Here is a 24,927-nt window from a genome sequence, read left to right as displayed (position 1 = left end):
TCTCTCCTCTTAGCGCATCTGCAGGATGATCGGGCTGCTGCTGGCCGGATCGGTGTGTTCACGCAGTTTGCTCACCGTCTGCGCATCAACCGCCGTGCTCTGATTGCCCCAAGTGCTGCGCATGAACGTCAGCACTTCGGCGATCTGTTGATCCGACAACTGCTCACGGAAGGCTGGCATGCGATAGGCGTCCGGCACGCCGGCCGCCACCACACGTTGCGAACCGTTCAGGGTGATGTTGATCGCCGAGGCGCTTTCCTTGGCCAGTGCAGAAGTCGCGCCGGCCAGCGGCGGTATCCATTCAGGTTGACCCTTGCCGTCCAGACCGTGGCAGGAAGCACAGCGCGTCACGTAGGTATGCGCACCGGGCGAGTCCAGACGTTGCGCTGCCGACACCGCTTGATACTGCCACGGCGCGCCATCCCGTTCGCGATCCCCGGGAAGCGACTTCAGGTAGTGGGCAATCGCGGTCAAATCTTCATCGCTCATGAACTGGGTGGAGTTGTTGAACGCCTCGGTCATCGAGCCGTAGACCACCGCGTGCTGGTTGCGACCGGTCTTGAGGAACTGCACGATCTCCGCTTCGCTCCAGCGGCCCAGCCCGGTGTTGTGGTCATCGCGCAGGCTCGGTGCGTACCAGCCATCGAGCAACGCACCGGCGAGGTACGGCTTACCGGCCTCATCCAGTGCCTTCTCGTTGAAAGCCAGGCCGCGCGGCGTGTGGCAACTGCCGCAGTGGCCGGCGCCCTGAACGAGGTAAGCGCCACGGTTCCACTGTTCATCTTGCGAAGGTTTGGCCACGTAGGGCTCGGCGTCGACAAACACGCCGTTCCACAGTGCGATCGGCCAGCGCAGGTTCAGCGGAAAGGGAATGGTGCTGGGGATATTCGCCTGTTTCACCGGCGCCACGCCTTTCATGAAGAACGCATACAACGCACGTACATCATCGTCACTGAGTTTGGCGTAGGACGGGTAGGGCATCGCCGGATACAACCGGCGACTGTCGGGTGCCACGCCGTGGCGCACCGCCCGGTCGAAATCCGCCAGGCTGTAGTGGCCGATGCCGGTCTCCGTGTCCGGGGTGATATTGGTCGCATGGATTGAGCCCAGCGGCGTGGCCATTTCCAGGCCGCCAGCGAACGGCGCGCCGCCCGGCACGCTGTGGCAAGCCACGCAATCGCTGAGCCGGGCGACGTATTCGCCACGGGTGACCAGCGCCGGGTCGATGTCGGACACGGCGATCTGATGGTTTTCCAGGCGCGAGACAGGCTCGCGGGTGACATACCAGGCCAGCAGGCCTGCCGCGATCAGGCACGGCACTGCCAGCCAGCCAGCGGTTCTTGCGAATCGGCTGTTATTCATGGACGCTCCGGCGCTGATCAAGTGAAGGTGTGTCGGCTCATGGGCAGGCTGCGCACCCGCTGACCGGTTAGCCTTGCCACCGCGTTAGCGACGGCGGGCGCGACCGCTGGCAACGGCGGTTCACCGATGCCACCCATTTTTTCGCCACTCTCGACCACACGCACATGGACCCGAGCCATCCGCGCAGGCGGCAGGATCGGATACAAGTCGTAGTTGCGCGCCCGGGGTTTGCCATCAATCCACACGGCTTCTTCCATCAGGGTTTGCGACAGTCCCAGCGCCACGGCGCCATTGACCTGCGCTTCGACAATCGCCGGGTTGACGATGCTGCCCGGGTCAATTGCCTGCCAGATGTCGTGCACCTTGACCTGGCCGTTCTCGATGGACACCTCGGCGATCACCGCCGTCTCCGTACCGAACGGCGAAGCCATGGCCACGCCGCGCGCACGTTTGCTGCCGTCCTCGGCGGTAAACGGCCCGCGCTTCCAGCCACCCGACAGTTCACCCACCGCTTGCAGCAGGGTGGTCAGGCGTTTGTTGTCACGCAGCAGATGCAGGCGCAGGTCGAACGGATCCTTGCCGCCCTTGTCGGCCAGTTCATCAAGGAACGATTCATAGAAGAAGTCGTTCAGCGAATTGCCCACCGAACGCCAGTAACCGAGCATCGCAGGGCCTTTGACGTAGATCTGCGCGATGCGTTTGTTGGCGATCGCATAGGACTTGCCCGACAACCCTTCAAGCGCCGTGGGGTCGAGTTTTTCACCCTGCTTGCCGGCGAGCGCTTCGGTCGGGCCTTCGGTGGCGCTGATCGCTTCGATTGCCAGCGGCCAGCCGTCGCTGTCCAGCGCAGCGCGGAAATTCACTGCGGCAACCGGGCGCAGCACGTCACGCAGGAACTCTTCTTCGCGACTCCAGATCAGTTTGACCGGTCGGCCAACGGCCTTGGACAACGCGATCGCCTGAGGGTAGGGACTGGCCGAGTCGTAGAGAAAATGCCGGCCAAAGAACCCGCCCAGCAGCGGGGAATGCAAGGTGATGCGCGAAAGATCGAGGCCCGTGCGTTTGGCGATGTCGGCGCGGAACATGTCCGGCGCCTGATTCGGCAGCCAGACTTCCAGCGAACCGTCGGGGTTGAATCGGGCCAGTGCTGAAGGCGGTTCCAGTTGACCGTGGTTCAGGTATTGGTTGTGGTAAGTGGCGTCGATCCGGGTCTTGGTGTCCTTGAAAATCGACGCCACGTCGCCTTGGTTTTCATCATCTTTGGCCGGGCCTTTATCTTCCGCGAGGCGTTTGAACCAGGCATCGCTGGAAAAGTCGGCGGGCATCGGCCGCACTTTGCTATCGGCCGTTGGCTCTTGCCAGTCGACCTGGATCGCCTCGACGGCACGTTTGGCATGCCACCAGCGCTCCGCGACCACCGCCACGGCGCCCGGCAGACGATGCACGGAATGCACGCCTTTCATCGCCTTGACCTGCTCTTCGTTGCGCAGGTTGCCGACCGTCATGCCCAGGCGCGGGGCATGTTGAACGGCGGCATGGAGCATGTCGTCGACCTTCAGATCGATGCTGTACAGCGCCTTGCCGGTGGACTTGTCGTAGGCATCGAGGCGTTTCACCGGTTTGCCGATCCAGCGGAACTGGCTCGGATCACGCAGCTTCACAGAGGCCGGATCGGGAACCGGCAGATCCATCGCGCGCTCAGCCAGTTCACCGTAGGCCAACGAGCGGCCTGACTTGGCATGCACGACTTTGCCCGGCTCGGTAGTCAACTCGCTCACCGGCACGCCAAGTTGCTGCGCGCCCGCCTGCAATAACATGGCGCGGGCGAGGGCACCGAGGCGGCGCATGACCGGGTAGCTCATGCGCACCGACATGCTGCCGCCGGTGATGCGCATGCCGTTTTCCAACACCACATAGGCTTCGCCGGGCGGTGCGGCTTCGACCAGAAAGGTCGACGGATCGGCATCGAGTTCTTCACCGACGATTTGTGCCATCGCCGTGAACGTGCCTTGTCCGCCTTCCATGAACGGGCAGAGCAGACGCACGCGGTTGTCTGGACGGATCTCGAGAAACGCCGGGACCTGCGTGCCGCGTTCGGCCGTCGCTGCTGCAACGGCAGCTTGCACGCGTGTTGCACCGAGCGGCAGGCCGAAACCGAGCACCAGTGCGCCGACGGCAGTTCCGGTCAGAAAACGCCTGCGGGATACATTGATCGGTTCGTGCAGATCCAGTACCGAGGCTTGCTGTGAAGGGTCGATTCGAACGTTCATCACGCGTCTCCCTTGCCGGCAAGCTCATGCACGGCGGCATGAATCGCGTTGTAAGTACCGCAGCGGCACAGATTGACCATCGCCGCTTCGATCTGCGCATCACTCGGTTTGGGGTTTTGCTTGAGCAGCGCGGTGGCGGCCATCACTTGGCCGGACTGGCAGTAGCCGCACTGCGCGACCTGCAGATCGACCCAGGTCGAGACCACACGTTTGCCCACGTCATCGCTTTCGATGGCCTCAATGGTGGTGACCTCGCGACCGACCACACCCGCCACCGGCGTGACGCACGAGCGCACGACGTTGCCGTCCACCAGCACCGAACAGGCGCCGCATTGCGCCAGTCCGCAGCCGTACTTGGTCCCGGTCATGCCCAGATCATCGCGAATCACCCACAGCAAGGGTGTATCGGCGTCGGCATCGACCTGATAGGTCTTCTGGTTGATTCGTAGTTCCATGATTCACCCGCTGATCATCGGTTGACGTGCATTGTTATGAGCGGTGACACGCGGCGAGGCGCATCAGCGTTTTTCGTTCAATTCGCTATTGTGCCGAGCGCTTCTGCTTCAAATGGCTGCCCGCGCAGGAGGGCGATGTCACGACTCGGCGCGGTGCCGAACAGGCGGCCATATTCACGGCTGAACTGCGAAGGGCTTTCATAGCCGACCGCAAACGCCGCGCGCGAAACGTCGAGGCGCTCGACCAGCATCAGCCGCCGCGCTTCGTTGAGGCGCAGCCATTTCTGGTACTGCAGCGGACTCATACCGGTGAGCTGACGGAAATGATGGTGAAAGGTCGGCGCGCTCATCTGCACACGCGCGGCCAGATCGTCGATGCGCAGGGCATCTGCGTAGTTGACCTTGAGCCAGTCAATCGCCTTGGCGATGCGATAACCCTGACCATCGACGGCCGTGATCTGCCGCAGCCGTGCACCTTGGTCGGTATGCAGCAACCGATAGTGGATCTCGCGCAAAATCAGCGGCGCCAGCACCGGGATCGCCTCGGGTTCGTCGAGCAATGCCAGCAGGCGGTCAAGTGCGCCCTCCAGCGCGGACGACAGGCTGCCAATCGCGGCGCCGGTGCCCGTTGATGGCTGCCGCTTGGCCGGCAAGCCGCTCTTGGTGATGACTTCGGCGAGCATGCTCACATCCAGTTTCAGCACCAGACCGACACAGGGCTGTTCGGGACTGGCAAGCGTCACTTCGGAGTTGGCGGGCAGGTCCAGCGACGTCACCAGAAACCGCGAAGGGTCATAGCTGTAACCCTCACCACCAACCCACAAACGCTTTTCGCCGCGACCGACGAGAATCAGGCTGGGTTCGATCATGCACACCACGGGGGGCGCCGGCTGGTCGCGACGAAACAGCGACAGTCCGGGTATGGCCGTGGCGAAGTCACCCGGCGCGCTCACGCGCGGGTCGATGTTCACCGCCAAAGGCGATTCCTGGGGCAGAGGGGTTGGGATCATGTCGGGTCACTCCTGTTGAGCGAACTCTAATGCGCGCGCGAGACGTTTCCTATCCATCACCCTGCATCGCCAGAGGATCAGGCAAGCATTCAAGAGGAATGCACTAGGGAAGGGCCGGATTGACCGGGAGAATGTGTCTATCTGTTTCAGGGGCGGTGCCAGGATGGGCGACACACTGCTTGCCCCTGCGCATCACATCCACCCGTTTTTTCGCATCACAGGTCGTTCCAATGACATTTCCTTCTACAGATCCTTCCAAAAAAACAGGCGGCTGGAGCGCCGTGCTGGCCATGTCGCTGGCCGCATTCGCTTTGGTCGCTTCAGAGTTCATGCCGGTCAGCCTGCTGACGCCGATTGCGGCAGACCTGCACATCACCGAAGGCCAGGCCGGGCAGGGGATTTCCGTGTCGGGCGCCTTTGCCTTGATCACCAGCCTGTTGATCGCCTCGGTCGCCGCGCGCGTCGAACGCAAGAAATTGTTGCTGGGCCTTACCTTGCTGATGATCGTCTCCGGTACGATCGTCGCGGTCGCGCCGGGTTACCCTTCATTCATGTTTGGACGTGCGTTGATCGGGATCGCGATTGGTGGTTTCTGGTCGCTGTCGGCGGCGACCGCAATACGTCTGGTGAAGCCTGAACAGGTTTCGCGAGCGCTGGCCATCGTCAATGGCGGTAACGCGCTGGCCACGGTCATCGCCGCTCCGGCGGGCAGCTTTCTCGGCTCGCTGATTGGCTGGCGCGGCGCATTCTTCTGCGTGGTTCCGGTCGCAGTGCTTGCCTCCGTGTGGCTGCTGATCAGCCTGCCGTCCTTCAAGGTCGAGCGCCAGGCCGGAAGCGGCAACGTCCTTCGGCTGATGAAGCAATTGCCAGTGGCCTTGGGCATGATCGCCGTCAGCGTATTTTTCATGGGCCAGTTCATGCTGTTCACCTACCTGCGGCCTTTTCTTGAAGGCGTGACCGGCGTCAGCGTTTCTACGTTGTCCTTGATGCTGCTGGGGCTGGGACTGGCCGGTTTTATCGGTACCTTTCTGATCGAACGGTTTATGGGCCGGGGCCTCTACCGCACGTTGACCGTCATCCCGCTGATCATGGCGGCCATCGCGCTGGCGCTGGTCAGCTTCGGCAAATCACCGGTGTTGACCGCCATTTTGCTCGGCCTCTGGGGACTGGTCGCCACGGCCGCGCCAGTCGGTTGGTGGACATGGCTGGCGCAAACGCTTCCGGATGATGCGGAGGCCGGAGGCGGCTTGCTCGTGGCGATTGTCCAACTGGCAATCGCGGGAGGCGCGATCATTGGTGGTCTGGCTTTTGATCTGAGTGGTTATAAAGCTACGTTCGAGCTTAGCGCCGCGGTGTTGGTTGTCGCGTCTGTGCTGGCCTGGTTGGCGGGGCGCAATGCCACGGAAGTTCATCTTGTCGAAACGGCAGCTCATTCGGACGCTGTTTCCGGCGAAGCTGGGTCCCGATTTGTCTGATCAAGCAGGAAGCTGCTCAGTGCGCCAATGACGGCTGGGTAGCGACCGAGACAGTGAAGACCACAACAAACAGCACGACGACTCCCCAGAACATCACCATGACTGTCAGCATGGCGATCTTAAGGCCTTGATAAAGCCTGCGCAGCCAATGGCCTTCGGGTTGTGCTTCAGAGCGGGTTCTGAGTACGCCTTTCAAATAAAAGCCGAGGAGCGCCAACAGCGCGCCATTGATCGCAAGCGCAGGCAGGCCGGCCAGGGGGAAAATGCTTTCCCACCGATAGAAAGAAGACCGGCTCAGGAAGACCACATAACAAGTCAGACTGCCGTAGGGCAGTGCTCTCCACCATTTGCCGGCCAGCGCTCCGACCATCAGGCACATGATCACCATGAACGGGCTGAGCAGAATATGGAGCATCCACTCCAGTACGTTGGGCAAGTAGTCCGGAGAATGTATGCTGCGCCAGAGGTGTTCCAACATTGATCGGGGTCCTTCCTTCTAGGGAGTCAGTGCTGCTGCGGTGCTTCCTTGCTGCAGCACGGTATCGGCGTGTTTCCGGGTTACATAAGGGTGTTATGTGAATTGGGTAAGAACTGACGTTCGCGAAGGACTAGTTCCGCCCCGTAACCACCGTTTACACAGCTCGATCGCTAGAGTTCCAGCCAGTCAGAATGAAGCTGCGCAAATCGCTCTTGCAGCCACTCGATAAAAGCTTGAACCTGGGGCGCCAGATGAGTCCGGCTCGGGTATAGCAACGACACCGGGCGAGGGGCTGGCCGATAAGGCTTTAGAATTTCCACCAAACCGCGACTTTCCAAATGCTTGGCCACGGCGATCCCGGGTGCCTGAATTATTCCGAAGCCCGACACGCCACACTGAACGTACGCATTCGACTCGGTGACGGTGATGCCGGCGTCAGGCACAAAGGACCGATCCTGACCTTTCACCGAAAAATGCCAGGGCAATGTTCTGTTGCTCTGACCGGACAAGAAGTTGACGCCTCGATGGGAGGCCAGATCGTCGAGTGTCTTGGGTTCGCCATGCTCTTTCAAATACCCGGGCGCGGCACATGTCACCATCGTCGCCATCGCGATAGGGCGAGCGATCAAGGTCGAATCCGGTAGATCGCCGATGCGCAATGCACAGTCGACGCCTTCGCCGATCAAGTCGACAGCCCGATCAGTCACGCCCAGAACCATGTTGATACTGGGGTAGGAGACGGTGAATTCTTTAAGGCTATTGATGAATTTCATCTGCGCGAAGGCGCTTGGGATATCGACGCGAAGTCGGCCTGTGAGCGTTGCTCCTGATCGATCGAACATTGAGGTCGCAGCAGAAATACCCGCCAGAATTTCCTGTACCCGCTCATAGAACCTCTCGCCCTCGGCGGTGAGTGCGACCTTTCTCGTGGTGCGCTGGAACAAGCGCACGCCCAATGACGTTTCCAACTCCTGGATATACCGAGTGACCTGAGGTCGCCCGATGTCTAGCGATTCGGCAGCTTTGGTAAAGCTGCCAAGTTCGGCAAGCCTGGCGAACAGGCGCATCGATTGAAGCAATTCCATGACGCCTTCCTATGAACACCCGAGTGAATCAAGAGATTGAACATGATTGTTATCCAAGAATAGAACAATCATGTCTTTTTCCACGCATTTATTGCGCACCTTCAACAGCGAAAAATGCACCCAAGGCGGAACCGGTTCTGGTTCGAGGCCATTGATGTGTAATTGGAGATTGGCAATGAAAGCTTGGTTATTGAACGATTTCGGACTCGACAACCTGCAATTCGGAGAGGTAGCGACCCCGCAACCCAAGGCTGGCGAGTTACTGGTGAAGGTCGGTGCTGTCTCGCTCAACTTTCGCGACAAGGCTATCGTCGACGGCATTTATGAACCGCACAGGGTGCCCAAACCGCTGATTCCCGTGAGCGATGCAGCCGGCACGGTGGTCGCCATTGGTGCCGACGTCACGCGCTTTAAAGTCGGTGATCGCGTCAACTCCCACCTTTATTCATGCTGGCTGGATGGCGAGCCAGGGCCGAACGAACCCGATTACTGCTTCGGTTCACCGTTGCCCGGCGGTCTGGCCGAATACATGATCATCCATGAAGACAGCGCCGTCGGTGCACCCGACAACATGAGCGACGAGGAGGCGGCAACACTGCCCATTGCTGCGCTCACAGCCTGGTATTCGCTGGTGGACTTTGGACAAATCCAGCCGGGTCAAACCGTATTGGTTCAAGGCACTGGGGGTGTATCGATATTTGCCGTGCAGATTGCTACCGCACTTGGCGCGAAGGTCATCGCAACATCGAGCAGCGACCAGAATCTGCAAACCGTGACGGGGCTGGGGGCTGTGGCGGGCATCAACTACAGAACGACGCCGAATTGGGCGGACGAAGTGCTGAAGCTGACCGAAGGCAAGGGCGTGGATCTGCTACTCGATGTGGCCGGTGGCAGTGGCATCAACCAATCGGTCGCAGCAACCAAGGCATCGGGGCGTATTGCGCAGATCGGCTTTCTGACAGGACAAACCGTTGAACTCAATCTGATGCCACTCATTTTCCGCCAGACGACCATTCGCGGAATCGCCGTGGCGCCGCGTTCATCATTTGACCGGATGAATACTTTCCTCAACGAGCATGAAATCCGTCCCGTGATCGATCAGGTATATCCGTTCGAAAAAGCACGAGAAGCTTACGAACATCTCGCGAGGGGAGCGTTTGGGAAGGTTGTTATCAAAGTCGCTTAATAACGTTAAGGCGCCAATTCTGGCGCCTTTTTTCTCGCTCATCGCAGCTTGTTCGCCACCAGAGTCTGAGCCGAACGAGGCTCAGATTCCGATGTCAACGCATAAGCAGCGGCCGTCGGGCGACCCATTCCATCAAGGCGCTACATGAGTTTGAAAAATCTTGCTAATCACAGTCCACTTGCCATCAACTTTCAGCAGATGAAAAAAGTCAGTGAAAGAGATACCTGACATGTCGTTGGCGTCGATGCGAGCACTAGCGGCACTACCAACGACTTCGACGCGAACGATAGCCGCCGGTGCATCAGGAGAAGGGCGGAAACCCTTGTCGATCCCGTCGAACAGGATTGAAATTGCGCCGCCCGTCAGCTTACCGTCGCCATCGACGCTGAACATGGTCGCTTGTTCACTGAAGGCTGGCTTCATGATGCTGCTTTTGGCCTGCTTGCAGCCCTCAATGTACTTGTTAAGCACCTCGGTGATGGCTTGGTATTCTTCAACGTAAGTCGGCTTGCTCATGTGCTTGCTCCTGCTTCATAGGATTAGTGCAACAAAGGCATCAGGCTTTGGTATCAAGCCAGACAGATCCATAACGTGTGTAGGCGGTAGGAATCTCAATGATTTCTTTAAGATCATCTGCAGCGGTGCGAACCCAGAATGGATCTCGGAGCATTTGCCGCCCGACAAACACCAGATCTGCTCGGCCGTTTTGCAGGATTTCTTCAGCCTGACGTCCACTCTGGATCACACCCACAGCGCCTGTTGCGATATGCAACTCCTTACGCAGTAATTCAGCGGCCGGCACCTGGTAACCCGGGTAGGTTTCAACCTTTACCATCTTGATCCCACCGGAGCTGCAGTCGATCAAGTCAACGCCCTGTTCTTTCATCCAGCGACCATATTCGAGGAACGACTCGGGCGTGTTTCCGCCTTCGGCGTAATCAGAACTGGAGATGCGAACGAACAGAGGGCGATCTCCCCAATGCGTTTTGACCTCTTCCAGCACCTCGCGCAGGAAGCGATAACGACGCTCGGCATCACCGCCATATTCGTCGTCGCGGGTGTTAGCCAGCGGCGAAAGAAACTCGCTTAACAAGTAGCCGTGCGCGGCATGGATCTCAAGCACATCGAAGCCCGCTTCGCTGGCACGCCGTGCGGCATCGCCAAAAAGTTTAACCAGCCCCGGAATCTCGTCAGCCGCGAGTTCGCGAGGAACAGGGCTGGTTTGCGTAAATGGAATCGCCGATGGCGCGATGTGAATCAGACCGGGCAGGTCAGCATTGCGCCCCGCATGGCCGATCTGAGCGCCGGCTTTGGCACCAAAGCCGTGAAGCAATTCCGTCAGCGCCTTCAAGCCGACAACGTGCTCATCGCTCCAGATGCCAAGGTCACCGGCTCCAATACGACCGTCAGCCTGAATGGCCAGCGTTTCGGGAAAAATCAGTGCTGCCTGACCCAAGGCACGAGCTCCGTAATGAACGCGGTGCCAGTCAGTGACGAAGCCATCATCCGCCGCCATGTGCATGCACATAGGGGACATGACGACGCGGTTTTTCAGGGTGAGGCCCTTAATTTCATAGGGTGATAACAACAAACTCATCTGTCCGATTCCATAGTGGTAAATATGGAATCCATGCTAACTTTTGCAGCACATCGACGTAAGTACGCACAATTTTGTGCGGTAGGCACACTTTTTATACCAAGGTGATAACAGTGAAAAAATGTAACCCTCAGGATGAAATCGAGGCTTTCGCGTGCCCCGTGGCGTTCACTGTCGATGTCATTGGTGGAAAATGGAAATCGCTCATACTTTTTCACCTGATGTCAGGCACGAAGCGCTTCAACGAGCTGCGTCGATTGATTCCAGATATCACGCAGAGGATGCTGACACTCCAGCTGAGAGAACTGGAGACTGACGGGGTGATTCATCGCGAAATCTATCGCGAGGTGCCACCCAAAGTGGAGTATTCGCTTACAGCGTTAGGTAACTCACTCGCGCCATTGGTGAGTGCGATGCGAGAGTGGGGAGCAGTGCATGAACGCACGATCCTGGAACTCAGGCGTTCTGCAGTCTGTGACGACAAACTGGAATCTCTGGCTTGAATCATGGCGATGTTGAGAGGTGAAGGGGGTTGAAACTGCACGAGCGCAATCAACCGCGCGGATGAGGCGAATTTTTGAGATGGCGCTGCGGTTACGAAAAAATCGGGCCGCCACCTTATTTCATGTCACGCCATCGGCTTCGGGCGTGGAGATACGCTGTCAAATCGCTGTAACCAAGTTGAGCGGCAATCTCGGTTAATGACTCTCCTTGCAATTCAAGATGCATTTCCAATTCTGCGCGAATCTGATCGAGCAATTGTCTGAAGGTTGTACCTTGCTCTTCCAGCCGTCTGCGCAAGGTCCTTGGTGTCTGGTGCAGCGACTTCGCCAGATTGTCCAGATTGGGAATTTCACGTCTCGCTAGAGATCGTCGCGCTCCTTCAGCAACCTTGGCTGACCAACCGCTGAAATTCCGATGCGCGGCGATCCGTCGATCCAGCTCCTGCGTTAATAATTCCAACATCCCGTGATGACGGGTTTGCATTGGCAGGCTTAAGCTTCGAGGATGAAAATAGAAGCAGTTGATCGAGCAATCAAACTCGACTCGATCACCAAACCATTGGGTGTACTGCTTGTAATACGACGGACGCGAATGAGTGAACTTTGCCAAAATCGGCTGCACATTGTGTCCTGTACCTTGTCGTAACTGCGCTATGGACATCACCCCGTAGTGTTCGACGACATACCGCGCCAACTCTCCTGGCGCATCAACGTTCAATTCGACTCCGACGCCGTTTTCGTCATTTACCAACCTTACATTGTCGGTGTCCGAGGCAAGAGGTGCGTACCGGGCCCAAAGGTGCATAGCTGACAAAATATCGGGACTGTACAGGCAAAGATAAGCCAGGACATGCAAGTCCTGGGGTGTGAATAGCGCGAACAATTTTAATCCGATTGCCGGATCGATACGTGCCGCCTCGCGCCACAGTTGATCCAGTTCGATCAGGTTGTAATCCGTACTTTTCCGGGCAACCTGGCTATCAAGGAAGCGTTCCAATACCTGGCCCAGCCTGCCTCGATGAAAGCGTTGGGGTGGGCGGTTGGCCGGTTCTAGCTCAATTTTGTCCATTTCGCGCATTGGGAGGACTTGCTCGCAGGTTTCTAATGAAAGGGCATTGCCCGCAAGGGCCTAAATCGAGAGTGCCATGAATACAACAATGCTCGTCAATAACCCCGCTTTGATAGTAGCCGGGATTTTCCTCTCCTTCATTTTACTGGAACTTGCCTGTTCCTCGCTTCGTCAGCCGTCAGGTAGTAAACGTGACGTACTCATTGAAGTCATCGGCTCCGGAATATTAGTGATGGTCACATTCCCTTTAGTCATGTGGCTAAGTGGCACGGTATTGAATCAGGCCATCCCGGAAATGAAGGGCGCGCTGTCCTCCATTCCATGGATCGCAGGATTTGCGTTGTTTCTACTGCTGGATGACATGACCCAATATTGGTGGCATCGCCTGACTCATCGGATTCCCGCTCTTTATGCATTGCATCGCGCACATCATTCCGCGCCCTATATGAGTATTCGCATCGTCTATCGCAACAATAGTTTCTACTATCTCTTGATGCCAGGTATCTGGCTATCTGGCGTGTTGATTTATCTGGGGCTCGCACCCGTTTATTATGTTTATTTGATTATAAAAATGACTGTGATCTTCGCGGCGCACAGCAATGTTGCATGGGACGACAAACTTTATCGCATTCGTGCTTTACGGCCGATCATTTGGGTTCTGGAGCGAACCATCTCCACTCCATCCACTCATTCTGCGCATCACGGTTTGACTGCAGAGGATGGCGTGACTCATTACAAAGGTAATTTCGGTAACCTGTTGTTCTTATGGGATGTGTTGTTCGGAACAGCCAAAATTACCCGTAGACGTCCGCCAGCATACGGTATCGAACACTTGTCACCGATAACCTGGAAAGAAGAATTGTTCTGGCCAATCGTTCGCTCCCATCGCACCGCACCCAAGGTAAGTGAAGCTAAACAGAAGGTTGCACAATGAATCGTCATATCGTTCTGCTGTCTGGATCGAATAGATCCAACAGTCAATCAATCAAAGTTGCCAATTACCTGCGCGAGCGGTTAGAAGCACTTGAGCTTTGTGACTCAAGCGAACTAATAGATCTGGAGTCGAACCCGCTACCGCTGTGGCCAGAAGAAGACACTCAGAAAGCCTGGAGTGTCCAGCAATCCATCCTCAAAAAAGCAACAGCATTGATCGTGATTAGCCCAGAGTGGAATGGCATGGCTTGCCCGGCCCTGAAGAACTTCTTTTTGTACGCAGGGCTCAGCGAACTAGGACATAAGCCCGCGCTTCTGGTTGGCGTTTCGGCTGGACTTGGTGGAGCCTATCCAATTACAGAGTTACGTTCTTCGAGCTATAAAAATAGCCGGATCCTGTATTTGCCTGAGCAACTGATTGTAAGAAACGTTGAATCAATGTTTAACACTGAATTTCCTTCAGATGAAAATGATGTTCGCCTCCGCGCACGTGCCGATTGGGCTTTGCATGTTCTTTGCCAATACGATGACGCCTTGCGTACGATGCGAACTGCAATCAAACATCCACCTGAGTTCTCCACGGGGATGTGAGATTCTCGCACTTCAACAATTTCTCGTCGTTGAAATAGTACTGTCCGCTTCTGGCCGGAAGCCGCCGTTGTCGACCGCCAGCGTTCAGCCAAAAGCGGCAAGCGTCTGCTGATCGCCCGTTGTTACGTAGAGCTTTTAGCTGGCGCTACTCCTCGGATAAAAATCGTTTAGTGATCATTGCCACTGCCTCCGCCGGAGACGTCACGGCTGTATCTATATTAAACGGAGCGTTATCCCACGGCTCATACTCATGATCCAATACTGACTGCCAGGTGGGTGGCGACAGACCAGGAATATCAATCTTCCTGGTTTCTACCCGTCGCTGGTGTTCATATTTATCAGAGCAGACCACCTGGATATTCACTAATGGCGTACCGGAGCGAGTAGCGATCTCGCTCCACGCGTTTCGGCTTTCGATTACTGGGTTAACACAGTCGACTATGACAAGACTGCCAAAACGAAGATTGCTCAGAGCAAGCTCATTAGCGACCCTATAACCACTGCGCCCCACGTCTTGTGCCAGAGCACCGGAGTTTCGGATAGCCTGCTCGATCGTATCGATCCGCAGATACACCGCCCTTGCTTTGGTGGCAAGGTCACTTGCTATAGTCGTTTTTCCAGTACCTGGAAGGCCGCTGAAGACAATAAGCATTCTATGTCCTTCGATGATTGAGTTGACCCAGTCTAGGCCAATACCTACCGAAACCAATGTCCGCTTCTGGCCGATCTCTGCCCGTCGCGAGAGGAAGAGAAAACGGTCCAAAGCTGACGGTCAACTATTTAATTGGCGACCAACTGACAGTTCCAGCAAAAGAGAAAATTGGTAGATGGCGATATTTATATCGTCCATGGTTTCACCATCCCATTCTTCGATGGTTCTCAGTTCAGCTTTCAATGTAGCGATTCGCTCGGTGATTTCTGCTATCTCTGCAGGACCACATTTAGAGGCAATCGCCTTCCATTTTTCTTGGGGAATCTTCTGTTGAATGCATAGCCCTTCACGTGCCTGCATGATCAGTGCCGACAATCTGCTCATAAAAATCCTTACCTGAAGATGTCTTTAACGACGGCCATCAACTTCACGAGTATCCACAAATATCAGCTTATGCCCCGGCTGACATCCGATGATGTTCCACCAAGAAGTCGATGAACAATCGCACCCGCGCCGGCATCGCCGCGCCACCGACGAACACCGCATGAATTGGTTCCTGATCCCCCGGATTCCAAGCCTCCAACAGCGCGACCAGGTCGCCGCGTTGCAGATCCTCGCTCACGCTGAACTCTCCGATACGGGCAATGCCGGCGCCCATTCGCGCGAATTGTGCCAACGCTTCACCACTGCTGCATTCGATGTTGCCGCTGACCTTCAGGGAAAACTCTTTTCCATCGCGGATAAACGGCCAGTTGGGTTCGGCACGCCGGAAGTTGAAGCGCAGGCAGTTGTGCTGTAGCAGGTCTTCCGGTTCCTGCGGGATGCCGTGACGCTGCAGATACTCGGGCGATGCCACCACGACCTGGCCGGTAGTGCCGATCCTGCGTGCGGTCAGCGGACTATCGGGCAGGTGGCCGAAGCGCACCGCGACGTCGGCCTGCCCGCCGAGAATGTCGACCACTTCGTCGCCGAGGTTGAGGTCTACGACGATGTTCGGGTAACGGGCGCTGAAGGCTGCGACCAAGGGAACGATGGCCAAGCGTCCATGACCAAGAGCGGCACTGACCCGCAATCGCCCCCGGGGCACGCCTTGATCGGCGATGGCGTCTTCGACCTCGTCCATGTCGGCGAGGATACGTCGGGCGCCGCGCAGGAACGCTTCGCCCTCGGCGGTGAAGGTGATCGCTCGGGTGGTGCGCAACAGCAGGCGGGTGCCAAGCCGTTGCTCGGTGCGCGCGATGATCCGGCTGACGGCCGAGGGTGTCAGGCCCAGTGCACGCGCGGCGGCCGACAGACTGCCTTCCTGCGCCACGGTGGTGAACACACTCATTTCACCTGACCTGCCGTTGAAATCCACTTGTGCCTCCTACGCAAAGGTGATTGCCAAAAATGCTATCTACCGCCCGAAAAGACAGGATCGTAGCATTGACGGCATAGATAAGGAGTTTTCCATGCGCATCAATCCACCACTTGTTGCACTCGCCATCGGTGCCTTCGGCATCGGCGTTACAGAATTTGCCCCCATGGGCATGTTGCCGGGTATCGCTGCGGATCTGGGCGTTTCCATTCCCGCTGCCGGTTTGCTGGTCAGCGCTTATGCACTGGGGGTTTTGCTCGGCGCACCGCTGATGACCCTGACCACCGGCAGGATTCCCCGACGCTATCTGCTGATCGGGCTCATGGCGATTTTCACCCTCGGTAATCTGATGTCAGCGTTGGCCACCGATTACTACAGCCTCATGGTTGCCAGGGTCGTGACCTCACTGAACCACGGTGCCTTCTTTGGCGTCGGCTCCGTCGTCGCCGCTACCCTGGTTGCCCCGGAAAAACGCGCCGGGGCAGTGGCGGCGATGTTCATGGGTCTGACCCTGGCGACCATTGGCGGTGTGCCGCTGGCCGCCTGGTTTGGCGAACTGTTCGGTTGGCGCACGGCTTTCTGGGGCATTACCGGCCTGGGTGTGCTGACCATGGCTGCGTTGTGGTTCGCTTTGCCCAACGTGCGGGCGCCGCAAAGCGTCGGTGTCATGGCGGAAATTCGGGTATTGGGGCGCGGCCCGGTGCTGGCCGCGCTGGCCCTGACCGTCGTCGGCTCGAGTGCCATGTTCACCGTCTTCACCTACATCGCGCCGATCCTCAGCAGCGAGACCCATGCGTCCACCGCCTTCATCACCGCCATGCTGATGCTTTACGGTGTCGGGTTGACGCTGGGCAACATGTGGGGCGGCAAGGCCGCTGACCGCTCGATCGATCGCACCTTGATCGTCTCGCTGAGCGTACTGATTGTGGTCTTGTTGGCGTTCACCGTACTGATGCGCTGGCCGCTGCCGGCCGCCGTGGCCATTCTGATCTGGGGTATCGCCAGCTTCGCCCTCGTGCCGCCGCTGCAGATGCGTGTCATGGAAGCGGCGAAGGACGCGCCCAATCTGGCCTCGGCGGTGAACATCGGCGCCTTCAACTTCGGCAATGCGATTGGCGCAGCGCTTGGCGGCGCGGTGATCAGCAGTGGGCTGGGTTATCCGGCGATCTCCCTGGCCGGAGCGGCGATGGCGGGCCTGGGGTTGCTGATGGTGTTGGGGTTTGCGTGGCGCTCGAGAACGATTGAAGCCGCCGTGGTGTAACACGCTCAACAATGCTCGGCGAGTTGTCAGCCATTGATAGGGTGAGTAAGCTGCCCCCATGAATCAGCCATCCCTCTCTACCTCCTCGCCGAACACTCGCGGTCCCGCCGAACACGACATTCGTGACCAGATTGTCGCCGCGGCCAACGAGCATTTCAGCCAATACGGCTACGGTAAAACCACGGTTTCCGACCTGGCCAAGGCCATCGGTTTTTCCAAGGCCTACATCTATAAATTCTTTGATTCCAAGCAGGCGATTGGCGAGGCCATTTGCTCCAACTGTCTGGGCCAAATTGCTGCGGCAGTCGAACAAGCGATTAATACCGAAGCGGTTTCAGCCACCGAGCGTTTGCGCAGGTTGGTGAAAACCGTGATCGCCACGGGCGTGGACCTGTTCTTCAACGATCGTAAGCTCTACGACATCGCGGCGTTTTCCGCCTCGGAGCGCTGGAACAGTGCTCAGGTGTATGAAGCGAAGATCAAGGGCTTTATCCTCGACATCGTGCGTCAAGGTCGAGAGGCGGGGGAGTTCGAGCGCAAGACCCCGCTGGACGAGACCGTCGAGGCGATCAATCTGGCGCTGCGACCTTTCGTCAATCCGCTGCTGTTGCAACACAATCTGGATTTGATCGAGCAAGCGCCCACGCTGACGACCAATCTCATCCTGCGCAGCCTCATGCCTTGACCCGTCCCTGAGCAAGGTTTTCAGGCGATTCGAGTCAAACGACATCCCCTCATTACGTTTCCTGCCCACCGGCACATCAGTGCCGGGAGGGCATTGAATTTAGTCTTATGTGACCATTGACTGAATCGGTCACATGGATAATATGGTTTCGCTGTAGTACTCGATGTTCTATTCCAGTGATCTCCATAGAGTTCAATAATGAAAAAAACAATGCTCAAGAGCCCCGTTGGCCTGGCCTTCGTACTTGCGTCCTCCAATGTGTTTGCCGGTGGCTTTGCACTCAACGAACAAAGCATCAGCGGGATGGGCTCCGGTTTTGCCGGGCGCTCTTCATCAGCCGAAGACGCCAGTACGATCTATGGCAACCCGGCGGGCATGGCGCGGCTTAAACGGGAGCAGGTCAGCGTGGGCGCGGCGACCCTGTTCGCCAAGTCTGATATCAGCCGCACGCGCAGTACGTTCGGCGGCAATGAAGATGGCGACATGGTGCCGACGACCACCGTACCCATGGGGTATTACGTCAAACCGATTGATGACCACTGGGCATTCGGCGTCGGATTTTATGTGCCGTTCGGGCTGATCACCGACTATGGCAGTGGATTTGCCGGACGCTATTACGCCAACAAGAGCGAAGTCACCACGCTGACTTTTCAGCCGACCCTCAGCTACGCCTTTAACGAAAAAGTCTCGATCGGTTTCGGTCCGACCATTAACCGTATCGGCGGCGAGATATCGGGCATGGTGCCCAATCCACTGAGCCCGGGGCGCAATGACGGTAAGCTCAAAAGCACCGGCGATGACACCGCGCTGGGCTTCAACGCCGGTGTGCTGGTGCAGGCGACAGACCAGACCCGCCTGGGGCTGACCTATCACTCCAAGGTCAGTTACCACCTGGATGCGAAAACCAAGGTCACCGAAGGTATCTTCAGCGTACTGGGCGTCAGCGGTCGCAGCTATGACGCGTCGCTGGACGTGGACACGCCGGAGTCGGTGGACGTTTCGGTCACGCATCAATTCAATAACGACTGGACGCTTTATGTCGGCAGTACCTGGACGCGCTGGAGCCGCTTCAAGGAACTGACGATCGAGAACAGTGGCTTGCCGCCGTTGCTGAGTGGCCAATTGGGCACGATCAGCGAAGAGCAGAACTGGCATGACACTTGGGCTCACGCGATCGGTGCAGCCTATCAATTGAATAACCAATGGGTGCTGCGCGCCGGTTTCTCGGTTGATCAGTCACCGGCCAACAACACCAATCGAGGGCCGCGCATTCCGACGGGCGACCGCAAGGTGCTCAGCTTCGGTGCCGGCTGGACGCCCGTGGAAAATGTCACGATCGACCTGGCTTATTCCTACCTTTGGGAGGAGAGCGTCGAGGTCAACGACACCTCGGCATCGAGAGGTGCCTACAGTGCCCGATACAAGAACAGTGCGAGCGGGCTGGGGACTTCGGTGAGCTACCGTTTTTAGTCGGGCCTGTCAGTCGATCCGTAGTCCGATGTTGCTGATGGCCAGGATGCAGTTATTTCTCATGTGGTGACCATTGACGATATTGGTCACAAGGCTGAGAATATGATGATCATCCTATTCATCAGTAAGTGAATCTATGCGCCGGCTCCGACCTTTCCCCATTGCCGCATGCTTGTTGCCTCTTGCCCTGAGCGCCTGTGGCGACTCTTCCTCCGTTGCAGACCCTCGTACACAGGCGCCGCTGGTCAGATCCGCTGCGGTGCAAGCGTCACCCGATGTCGCTCGTTCTTTCACCGGAGTGGTTGCGGCGCGCGTTCAGGGCGACCTGGGTTTCCGCGTTTCAGGCAAGGTGCTCGAACGTCTGGTTGATACGGGGGAGGTCGTCAAGAGGGGGCAGCCGCTGATGCGTCTCGACCCGATCGACCTCGGACTGCAAGCGCGGGCGCAGCAGGCGGCGGTCATCGCTGCTCGCGCCAGCGCCAAACAGACAGCCGACGATGAGGTTCGCTATCGCAAACTGGTCGGCGTTGGCGCCATTTCGGCATCAGCCTACGACCAGTACAGAGCCGCCGCGGAGACGGCAAAGGCGCAGCTCAACGCCGCGCAAGCGCAAGCGGACGTAGCCCGTAATGCATCGGGTTATGCGCTGCTGATCGCTGATGCGGACGGCGTGGTGGTGGAAACACTCGCTGAACCTGGACAAGTCGTCAGCCCGGGCCAACCGGTGGTGCGGCTGGCGCGTGCAGGTCAGCGCGAAGCCATCGTGCATCTGCCGGAAACGTTGCGCCCGGCTGCCGGCTCCACCGCGCAAGCCAGCCTCTACGGCATGAATTCAGCAGCTGTGACGGCAAAACTGCGACTGCTTTCGGACTCGGCAGACCGCACAACGCGCACGTTCGAGGCGCGCTATGTGCTCGAAGGGGCGCTGGCCAATGCGCCAATCGGTGCGACCGTGACCCTCAGCATTGCCGAGGGCGCCACCCAGACACAGGCCCTACAAGTCCCCATCGCCGCCGTTTACGACCCGGGCAAAGGCCCCGGGGTGTGGGTGATCGACGGAACCCCGGCAACCGTAAGCTGGCGAGATGTTGAGGTGCTGGGGTTGAGCGATGATTCGGCTCGCATCACTGGCGACCTCACGGCCGGTGAGCAGGTGGTGGCGTTGGGCGCCCATCTGCTGCGCGATGGCGAAGAGGTGCGATTACCGCAACAGAGCGAAGCCAGCGTTGCCGGGAGTCGCCCATGAGCCAGGGGCGATTCAACCTGTCCGCCATCGCCGTTCGCGAGCGGGCGATCACGGTGTTCCTGATTTTCCTGATTGCCGTTGCCGGGACGTTGTCGTTCTTTCAACTGGGGCGTGCGGAGGATCCACCGTTTACGGTCAAGCAGTTGACCGTCATTACCGCGTGGCCCGGCGCGACGGCGCAAGAGATGCAGGATCAGGTCGCCGAACCCCTTGAAAAGCGCCTGCAAGAACTCAAGTGGTACGACCGCTCGGAAACCTACACACGCCCCGGACTCGCATTCACGATGGTGTCGTTGCTCGACAGCACGCCGCCGTCGCAAGTGCAGGAAGAGTTCTATCAGGCACGCAAGAAGCTCGACGATGAAGCCATCAGGCTGCCGGCCGGTGTGATCGGGCCGATGGTCAACGATGAGTTTTCCGACGTGACTTTCGCGCTGTTCGCCTTGAAAGCCAAAGGCGAGCCGCAGCGCTTGCTGGTGCGTGATGCGGAAACCATGCGCCAGCGTCTGCTGCATGTGCCGGGGGTGAAGAAGGTCAACATCATCGGTGAGCAGGCTGAGCGCATCTACGTTTCGTTTTCCCATGACCGCTTGGCGACTCTCGGCCTGTCGCCGCAGGACATCTTCGCCGCGCTGAACAGTCAGAACGTGCTGACGCCCGCCGGCTCCATCGAAACCAATGGGCCACAGGTGTTTCTGCGTCTCGACGGTGCTTTCGACAAGGTGCAGAAAATTCGTGACACACCGGTCTCCGTGCAGGGGCGCACACTCAAGCTCTCTGATGTGGCGACCGTTGAACGCGGTTACGAAGATCCGGCGACCTTTGTTGTGCGCAATAACGGTGAAGACGCGCTGCTACTGGGCGTGGTGATGCGCGAAGGCTGGAACGGTCTGGATCTGGGTAAGGCGCTGGATGCGGAAACCGCGCGGATCAATGCCGAAATGCCATTGGGCATGACCCTCGCCAAAGTCACCGACCAGGCGGTCAATATCGACTCGGCGGTCGGCGAGTTCATGGTGAAGTTTTTTGTCGCGCTGCTGGTGGTCATGCTCGTGTGCTTTCTGAGTATGGGCTGGCGGGTCGGGGTGGTGGTCGCTGCGGCTGTGCCGTTGACCCTGGCGATCGTGTTCGTGGTGATGGCCGCCACCGGCAAGAACTTTGATCGCATCACCCTCGGCTCATTGATCCTCGCGCTCGGGCTGTTGGTCGATGATGCGATCATCGCCATTGAAATGATGGTGGTGAAAATGGAGGAGGGCTACGACCGCATCAAAGCGTCCGCGTATGCCTGGAGCCATACGGCGGCGCCGATGCTGTCCGGTACGCTGGTGACGGCGATCGGCTTTTTGCCGAACGGTTTTGCGCAGTCCACTGCCGGCGAGTACACCAGCAACATGTTCTGGATTGTCGGCATCGCGTTGATCGCGTCCTGGGTTGTCGCGGTGGCGTTCACCCCGTATCTGGGCGTGAAGTTGTTGCCGGACATCAAGAAGGTCGAAGGTGGCCACGCAGCGATCTACAACACGCCGAATTACAACCGTTTCCGCCGGCTGCTGACCATGGTGATTGCGCGCAAATGGCTGGTGGCAGGCACGGTGGTCACGCTGTTTTTCGTCGCCGTGCCAGGCATGGGGCTGGTGAAGAAACAGTTCTTCCCGACCTCCGACCGCCCCGAGGTGATGATCGAGGTGCAAATGCCCTACGGCACCTCGATCGAGCAGACCAGCGCCACGGCCGCCAAGGTCGAGGCCTGGTTGCACAAGCAGGATGAGGCAAAAATCGTCACGGCCTATATCGGCCAAGGTGCGCCGCGCTTCTTCCTGGCGATGGCGCCCGAATTGCCCGACCCTTCGTTTGCCAAGATTGTCGTGCTGACGGACAGTCAGGAAGCACGCGAAACCCTCAAGTTCCGACTTCGTGAAGCGGTTGCTGAAGGACTGGCGCCGGAGGCCCGCGTAAGAGCAACGCAAATTGTCTTTGGTCCTTATTCGCCGTTTCCGGTTGCCTACCGGGTGATGGGTCCTGATCCGGCGAAGTTGCGCGACATCGCCGAGCAGGTTCGCGGCGTGCTGCAAGACAGCCCGATGATGAGAACAGTGAACACTGACTGGGGGCCGCTGACCCCGACCTTGCATTTCAGTCTCGATCAGGACCGTCTGCAGGCGGTGGGGCTGACCTCCAATGCGGTTGCCCAGCAACTGCAGTTCCTGCTGAGCGGAGTGCCGATCACCGCGGTCCGCGAGGATATTCGTTCCGTGCAGGTCGTCGGGCGTGCGGCTGGCAATATCAGACTCGACCCGGCGCAGATCAAAGGCTTCACCCTGGTCGGCGCGGCAGGGCAACGCATCCCGTTGTCGCAGATCGGCGAGGTCGATGTACGCATGGAAGATCCGATTCTGCGGCGCCGTGACCGCACGCCGACCATCACTGTGCGTGGCGACATTGCCGAAGGTTTGCAGCCTCCGGATGTGTCGGGTGAGATCCTCAAGCAATTGCAGCCGATCATTGAAAAACTGCCTTCGGGTTACCGAATCGAGCAGGCGGGTGCCATCGAGGAGTCCGGCAAAGCCGGCAAAGCGATCTTGCCGTTGCTGCCGATCATGATCGCCATGACGTTGCTGATCATCATGGTGCAGGTGCGTTCGATCGCGGCGATGATCATGGTCTTCCTCACCTCGCCATTAGGCTTGATTGGCGTGGTGCCGACGCTGCTGATCTTCAATCAGCCGTTTGGCATCAATGCGCTGGTCGGGTTGATTGCGCTGTCGGGGATCCTGATGCGCAATACGCTGATTCTGATCGGGCAGATCCATCACAACACCCTGGAAGGGCTGGACCCGTTCCACGCCGTGGTCGAAGCCACGGTGCAACGTGCGCGACCGGTCCTGCTGACGGCGCTGGCGGCCATCCTGGCCTTTATTCCGCTGACACACTCGGTGTTCTGGGGCACGCTGGCTTACACCCTGATTGGCGGCACGTTCGTCGGCACCATCATGACGCTGGTGTTCCTGCCGGCGATGTATTCCATCTGGTTCAAGATCCGCCCTGAGCACAAGGTTCAGACTGAAACAGTCAGACTGGCCTGAAATCGAGGCCCGCTCTGGCGGGCCTCTTTGTCTCCCACGTCAAAGCGTGGTGATCTGTCCGTTGCGGTCCAGCTCATACACCTTGTTGCCCTGCAATTTCTCCTTCAACCACCGTTCCGCTTTACCCAGCGGCCGCTGCCGCGCCCAGAGCAAATCCACACCAATCTGCCAGTCGGTATGCGGATACGCCGAGAGCTGTAGCTCCACCAGTTCCCCCTTGGCCAATTCACGCTGAACGAGCTGGCGGGGCAGGGTGGCCCAGCCGAGTCCGGCGCGGACCATTTCCAGTAACGCCAGATAGCTTTCCGCCTGCCACAACTGGGTCGAGCGCAGGTATTCGCTGCTCGGCAGTTTGCTTGCGTGGGCGCTGAAGGCCAGGCGGCGATGGACGTGCAGGTCGTCGAAGGTGACGTTATCGAGTTGCGCCAATGGGTGCTCGGGGTGGCAGACGTGCAGCATGATCAGTTTGCCCAGTTGCTGGAACGCCAGCTCCTTGGGATAACCGGGCTGTGAGAACGCCACACCGAGTACCGCTTCGCCGCTGCTGACCAGTTCGCTAACGTCGCCGTACACCGGATGGCGGATGATCAGGTCGACAAAGGGGAACGCGGCTTCGAAGGCTTTGAGCACCGGCATGACCGGCCCGTACGGCGTTTCAATGGCGAGCGTCAGGCTGGTTTCGACGTTGTCCGAAAGGCAATCAGCGTGGGCTTCGAAGGTCATGCAGCGTTCAAGCACGGCTTCGGCCTGTACCAGCAATTTGTGGCCGCTGGCGGTGAGGGCAGGGCTGCGGTTGCTGCGATCGAACAGGTCGACGCCAAGGTCGGTTTCGAGGTTGGCAATCGCCGCGCTGATGGTCGATTGAGTCTTGCCCAGTTTGCGCCCGGCGGCAGAAAACGATCCGCTTTTGACCACTTGGACGAACATCAACAGTTGATCGAGTGAGAAGCGCAAGCGGTGAACTCCCGGGTCGAGGATGGGGGGTAAAGCAGATTACCAATGCCAGATTCGTGCCATCGAAAAAAGCGATGGTTGCTAATTTGTTTCATCGCAATAAACGTTCAAATATGCCCTCGCGTCAAACGATCTCCGGGGCGGATCTGACTTTCAAACGCCCCCGAGCGCCCGCGATCTCAACATATGCCGCACCTTCAGG

The 24,927-nt window shown here is 58.3% G+C and carries 23 protein-coding genes; 10 read left to right on the top strand and 13 right to left on the bottom strand.

Annotated elements, in window-relative coordinates:
* Nucleotides 1-9: 9 nt before the first annotated feature.
* The 4 genes from GTU76_RS00630 to GTU76_RS00615 all read right to left on the bottom strand — a co-directional run bounded on the left by GTU76_RS00630 (nucleotide 10) and on the right by GTU76_RS00615 (nucleotide 5,097).
* Entirely contained in the window at nucleotides 10-1,362 is a 1,353-nt protein-coding gene (locus GTU76_RS00630; RefSeq protein WP_180697827.1) for a c-type cytochrome, read from the bottom strand.
* Nucleotides 1,363-1,379: 17 nt separating this feature from the next.
* A complete protein-coding gene (locus tag GTU76_RS00625; RefSeq protein WP_180697826.1) occupies nucleotides 1,380-3,632 on the bottom strand; it encodes a xanthine dehydrogenase family protein molybdopterin-binding subunit in 2,253 nt (750 codons plus the stop codon).
* Nucleotides 3,632-4,087, bottom strand: coding sequence for a (2Fe-2S)-binding protein (locus tag GTU76_RS00620; RefSeq protein WP_039772180.1), 456 nt, complete (start codon nucleotides 4,085-4,087; stop codon nucleotides 3,632-3,634). Before GTU76_RS00620 ends, GTU76_RS00625 begins: the two co-directional genes overlap by 1 nt.
* A 77-nt stretch (nucleotides 4,088-4,164) precedes the next feature.
* Nucleotides 4,165-5,097: an AraC family transcriptional regulator gene (locus GTU76_RS00615; RefSeq protein ID WP_180697825.1), complete on the bottom strand. Its 933-nt coding sequence runs from the start codon at nucleotides 5,095-5,097 to the stop codon at nucleotides 4,165-4,167.
* Nucleotides 5,098-5,327: 230 nt separating this feature from the next.
* Here GTU76_RS00615 and GTU76_RS00610 point away from each other — a divergent pair, with 230 nt between their 5' ends.
* The gene (locus GTU76_RS00610) at nucleotides 5,328-6,572 is read left to right on the top strand and encodes an MFS transporter (protein ID WP_180698000.1); all 1,245 of its coding nucleotides are present in this window, start codon (nucleotides 5,328-5,330) and stop codon (nucleotides 6,570-6,572) included.
* A gap of 16 nt (nucleotides 6,573-6,588) precedes the next feature.
* On the opposite strand, the gene GTU76_RS00605 is transcribed toward GTU76_RS00610, so the two are convergent.
* A complete protein-coding gene (locus tag GTU76_RS00605; RefSeq protein WP_180697824.1) occupies nucleotides 6,589-7,050 on the bottom strand; it encodes a hypothetical protein in 462 nt (153 codons plus the stop codon).
* Between the two features lie 170 nt (nucleotides 7,051-7,220).
* Nucleotides 7,221-8,135 carry a LysR family transcriptional regulator gene (locus GTU76_RS00600; protein ID WP_180697823.1) on the bottom strand — a complete coding sequence of 305 codons (915 nt, stop codon included), beginning with the start codon at nucleotides 8,133-8,135 and terminating at the stop codon, nucleotides 7,221-7,223.
* A 175-nt stretch (nucleotides 8,136-8,310) separates the two neighbouring features.
* Here GTU76_RS00600 and GTU76_RS00595 point away from each other — a divergent pair, with 175 nt between their 5' ends.
* Nucleotides 8,311-9,321, top strand: a complete 1,011-nt coding sequence (locus GTU76_RS00595; RefSeq protein ID WP_180697822.1) for a zinc-dependent alcohol dehydrogenase family protein — start codon at nucleotides 8,311-8,313, stop codon at nucleotides 9,319-9,321.
* Nucleotides 9,322-9,453: 132 nt separating this feature from the next.
* Here GTU76_RS00595 and GTU76_RS00590 read toward each other — a convergent pair whose 3' ends face one another.
* Both GTU76_RS00590 and namA read right to left on the bottom strand, forming a co-directional pair.
* On the bottom strand, nucleotides 9,454-9,837 hold the full coding sequence (locus GTU76_RS00590) for a nuclear transport factor 2 family protein (protein ID WP_016986850.1): 384 nt from the start codon (nucleotides 9,835-9,837) through the stop codon (nucleotides 9,454-9,456).
* Between the two features lie 40 nt (nucleotides 9,838-9,877).
* Entirely contained in the window at nucleotides 9,878-10,918 is a 1,041-nt protein-coding gene (namA, locus tag GTU76_RS00585; protein WP_180697821.1) for an NADPH dehydrogenase NamA, read from the bottom strand.
* A gap of 113 nt (nucleotides 10,919-11,031) precedes the next feature.
* Here namA and GTU76_RS00580 point away from each other — a divergent pair, with 113 nt between their 5' ends.
* The gene (locus GTU76_RS00580) at nucleotides 11,032-11,421 is read left to right on the top strand and encodes a winged helix-turn-helix transcriptional regulator (RefSeq protein ID WP_016986848.1); all 390 of its coding nucleotides are present in this window, start codon (nucleotides 11,032-11,034) and stop codon (nucleotides 11,419-11,421) included.
* Nucleotides 11,422-11,536: 115 nt separating this feature from the next.
* Here the strand turns inward: GTU76_RS00580 and GTU76_RS00575 are convergent, their stop codons facing one another.
* Nucleotides 11,537-12,499, bottom strand: coding sequence for an AraC family transcriptional regulator (locus GTU76_RS00575; protein WP_016986847.1), 963 nt, complete (start codon nucleotides 12,497-12,499; stop codon nucleotides 11,537-11,539).
* A 67-nt stretch (nucleotides 12,500-12,566) separates the two neighbouring features.
* Between GTU76_RS00575 and GTU76_RS00570 the strand changes: the two genes are divergently transcribed.
* Together GTU76_RS00570 and GTU76_RS00565 are read left to right on the top strand one after the other, a co-directional pair.
* Nucleotides 12,567-13,424, top strand: a complete 858-nt coding sequence (locus tag GTU76_RS00570; protein WP_016986846.1) for a sterol desaturase family protein — start codon at nucleotides 12,567-12,569, stop codon at nucleotides 13,422-13,424.
* The gene (locus GTU76_RS00565; RefSeq protein WP_049802167.1) at nucleotides 13,421-14,014 is read left to right on the top strand and encodes an NADPH-dependent FMN reductase; all 594 of its coding nucleotides are present in this window, start codon (nucleotides 13,421-13,423) and stop codon (nucleotides 14,012-14,014) included. The genes GTU76_RS00570 and GTU76_RS00565 overlap by 4 nt, the downstream gene beginning before the upstream one ends.
* Before the next feature lie 145 nt (nucleotides 14,015-14,159).
* Here GTU76_RS00565 and GTU76_RS00560 read toward each other — a convergent pair whose 3' ends face one another.
* The 3 genes from GTU76_RS00560 to GTU76_RS00550 all read right to left on the bottom strand — a co-directional run bounded on the left by GTU76_RS00560 (nucleotide 14,160) and on the right by GTU76_RS00550 (nucleotide 16,023).
* A complete protein-coding gene (locus tag GTU76_RS00560) occupies nucleotides 14,160-14,666 on the bottom strand; it encodes a P-loop nucleotide/nucleoside kinase family protein (RefSeq protein WP_180697820.1) in 507 nt (168 codons plus the stop codon).
* A gap of 120 nt (nucleotides 14,667-14,786) precedes the next feature.
* Nucleotides 14,787-15,050 (bottom strand): hypothetical protein, encoded by a 264-nt coding sequence (locus GTU76_RS00555; RefSeq protein WP_016986843.1) that lies wholly within the window; start codon nucleotides 15,048-15,050, stop codon nucleotides 14,787-14,789.
* 67 nt (nucleotides 15,051-15,117) lie between these two features.
* Nucleotides 15,118-16,023 carry a LysR substrate-binding domain-containing protein gene (locus tag GTU76_RS00550; RefSeq protein WP_180697819.1) on the bottom strand — a complete coding sequence of 302 codons (906 nt, stop codon included), beginning with the start codon at nucleotides 16,021-16,023 and terminating at the stop codon, nucleotides 15,118-15,120.
* 94 nt (nucleotides 16,024-16,117) lie between these two features.
* On the opposite strand from GTU76_RS00550, the gene GTU76_RS00545 reads away from it, so the two are divergent.
* The 5 genes from GTU76_RS00545 to GTU76_RS00525 all read left to right on the top strand — a co-directional run bounded on the left by GTU76_RS00545 (nucleotide 16,118) and on the right by GTU76_RS00525 (nucleotide 23,771).
* A complete protein-coding gene (locus GTU76_RS00545; RefSeq protein ID WP_180697818.1) occupies nucleotides 16,118-17,284 on the top strand; it encodes an MFS transporter in 1,167 nt (388 codons plus the stop codon).
* Between the two features lie 58 nt (nucleotides 17,285-17,342).
* Complete coding sequence (locus GTU76_RS00540; protein ID WP_016986840.1) at nucleotides 17,343-17,969, top strand: TetR/AcrR family transcriptional regulator; 627 nt, start codon at nucleotides 17,343-17,345, stop codon at nucleotides 17,967-17,969.
* Nucleotides 17,970-18,167: 198 nt separating this feature from the next.
* Nucleotides 18,168-19,439 carry an OmpP1/FadL family transporter gene (locus GTU76_RS00535; protein ID WP_026000728.1) on the top strand — a complete coding sequence of 424 codons (1,272 nt, stop codon included), beginning with the start codon at nucleotides 18,168-18,170 and terminating at the stop codon, nucleotides 19,437-19,439.
* 136 nt (nucleotides 19,440-19,575) lie between these two features.
* Nucleotides 19,576-20,685, top strand: a complete 1,110-nt coding sequence (locus GTU76_RS00530; RefSeq protein WP_180697817.1) for an efflux RND transporter periplasmic adaptor subunit — start codon at nucleotides 19,576-19,578, stop codon at nucleotides 20,683-20,685.
* Nucleotides 20,682-23,771, top strand: a complete 3,090-nt coding sequence (locus GTU76_RS00525; protein ID WP_180697816.1) for an efflux RND transporter permease subunit — start codon at nucleotides 20,682-20,684, stop codon at nucleotides 23,769-23,771. The genes GTU76_RS00530 and GTU76_RS00525 overlap by 4 nt, the downstream gene beginning before the upstream one ends.
* Before the next feature lie 39 nt (nucleotides 23,772-23,810).
* Here GTU76_RS00525 and GTU76_RS00520 read toward each other — a convergent pair whose 3' ends face one another.
* Nucleotides 23,811-24,725 carry a LysR family transcriptional regulator gene (locus tag GTU76_RS00520; RefSeq protein ID WP_180697815.1) on the bottom strand — a complete coding sequence of 305 codons (915 nt, stop codon included), beginning with the start codon at nucleotides 24,723-24,725 and terminating at the stop codon, nucleotides 23,811-23,813.
* Nucleotides 24,726-24,927: the final 202 nt, after the last annotated feature.

Source organism: Pseudomonas crudilactis, from assembly GCF_013433315.1.
In the GTDB taxonomy this organism is placed as follows: Bacteria; Pseudomonadota; Gammaproteobacteria; order Pseudomonadales; family Pseudomonadaceae; genus Aquipseudomonas; species Aquipseudomonas crudilactis.
Note: the sequence above shows the minus strand (reverse complement) of the source record. Positions and strands in the feature narration are given on the sequence as shown.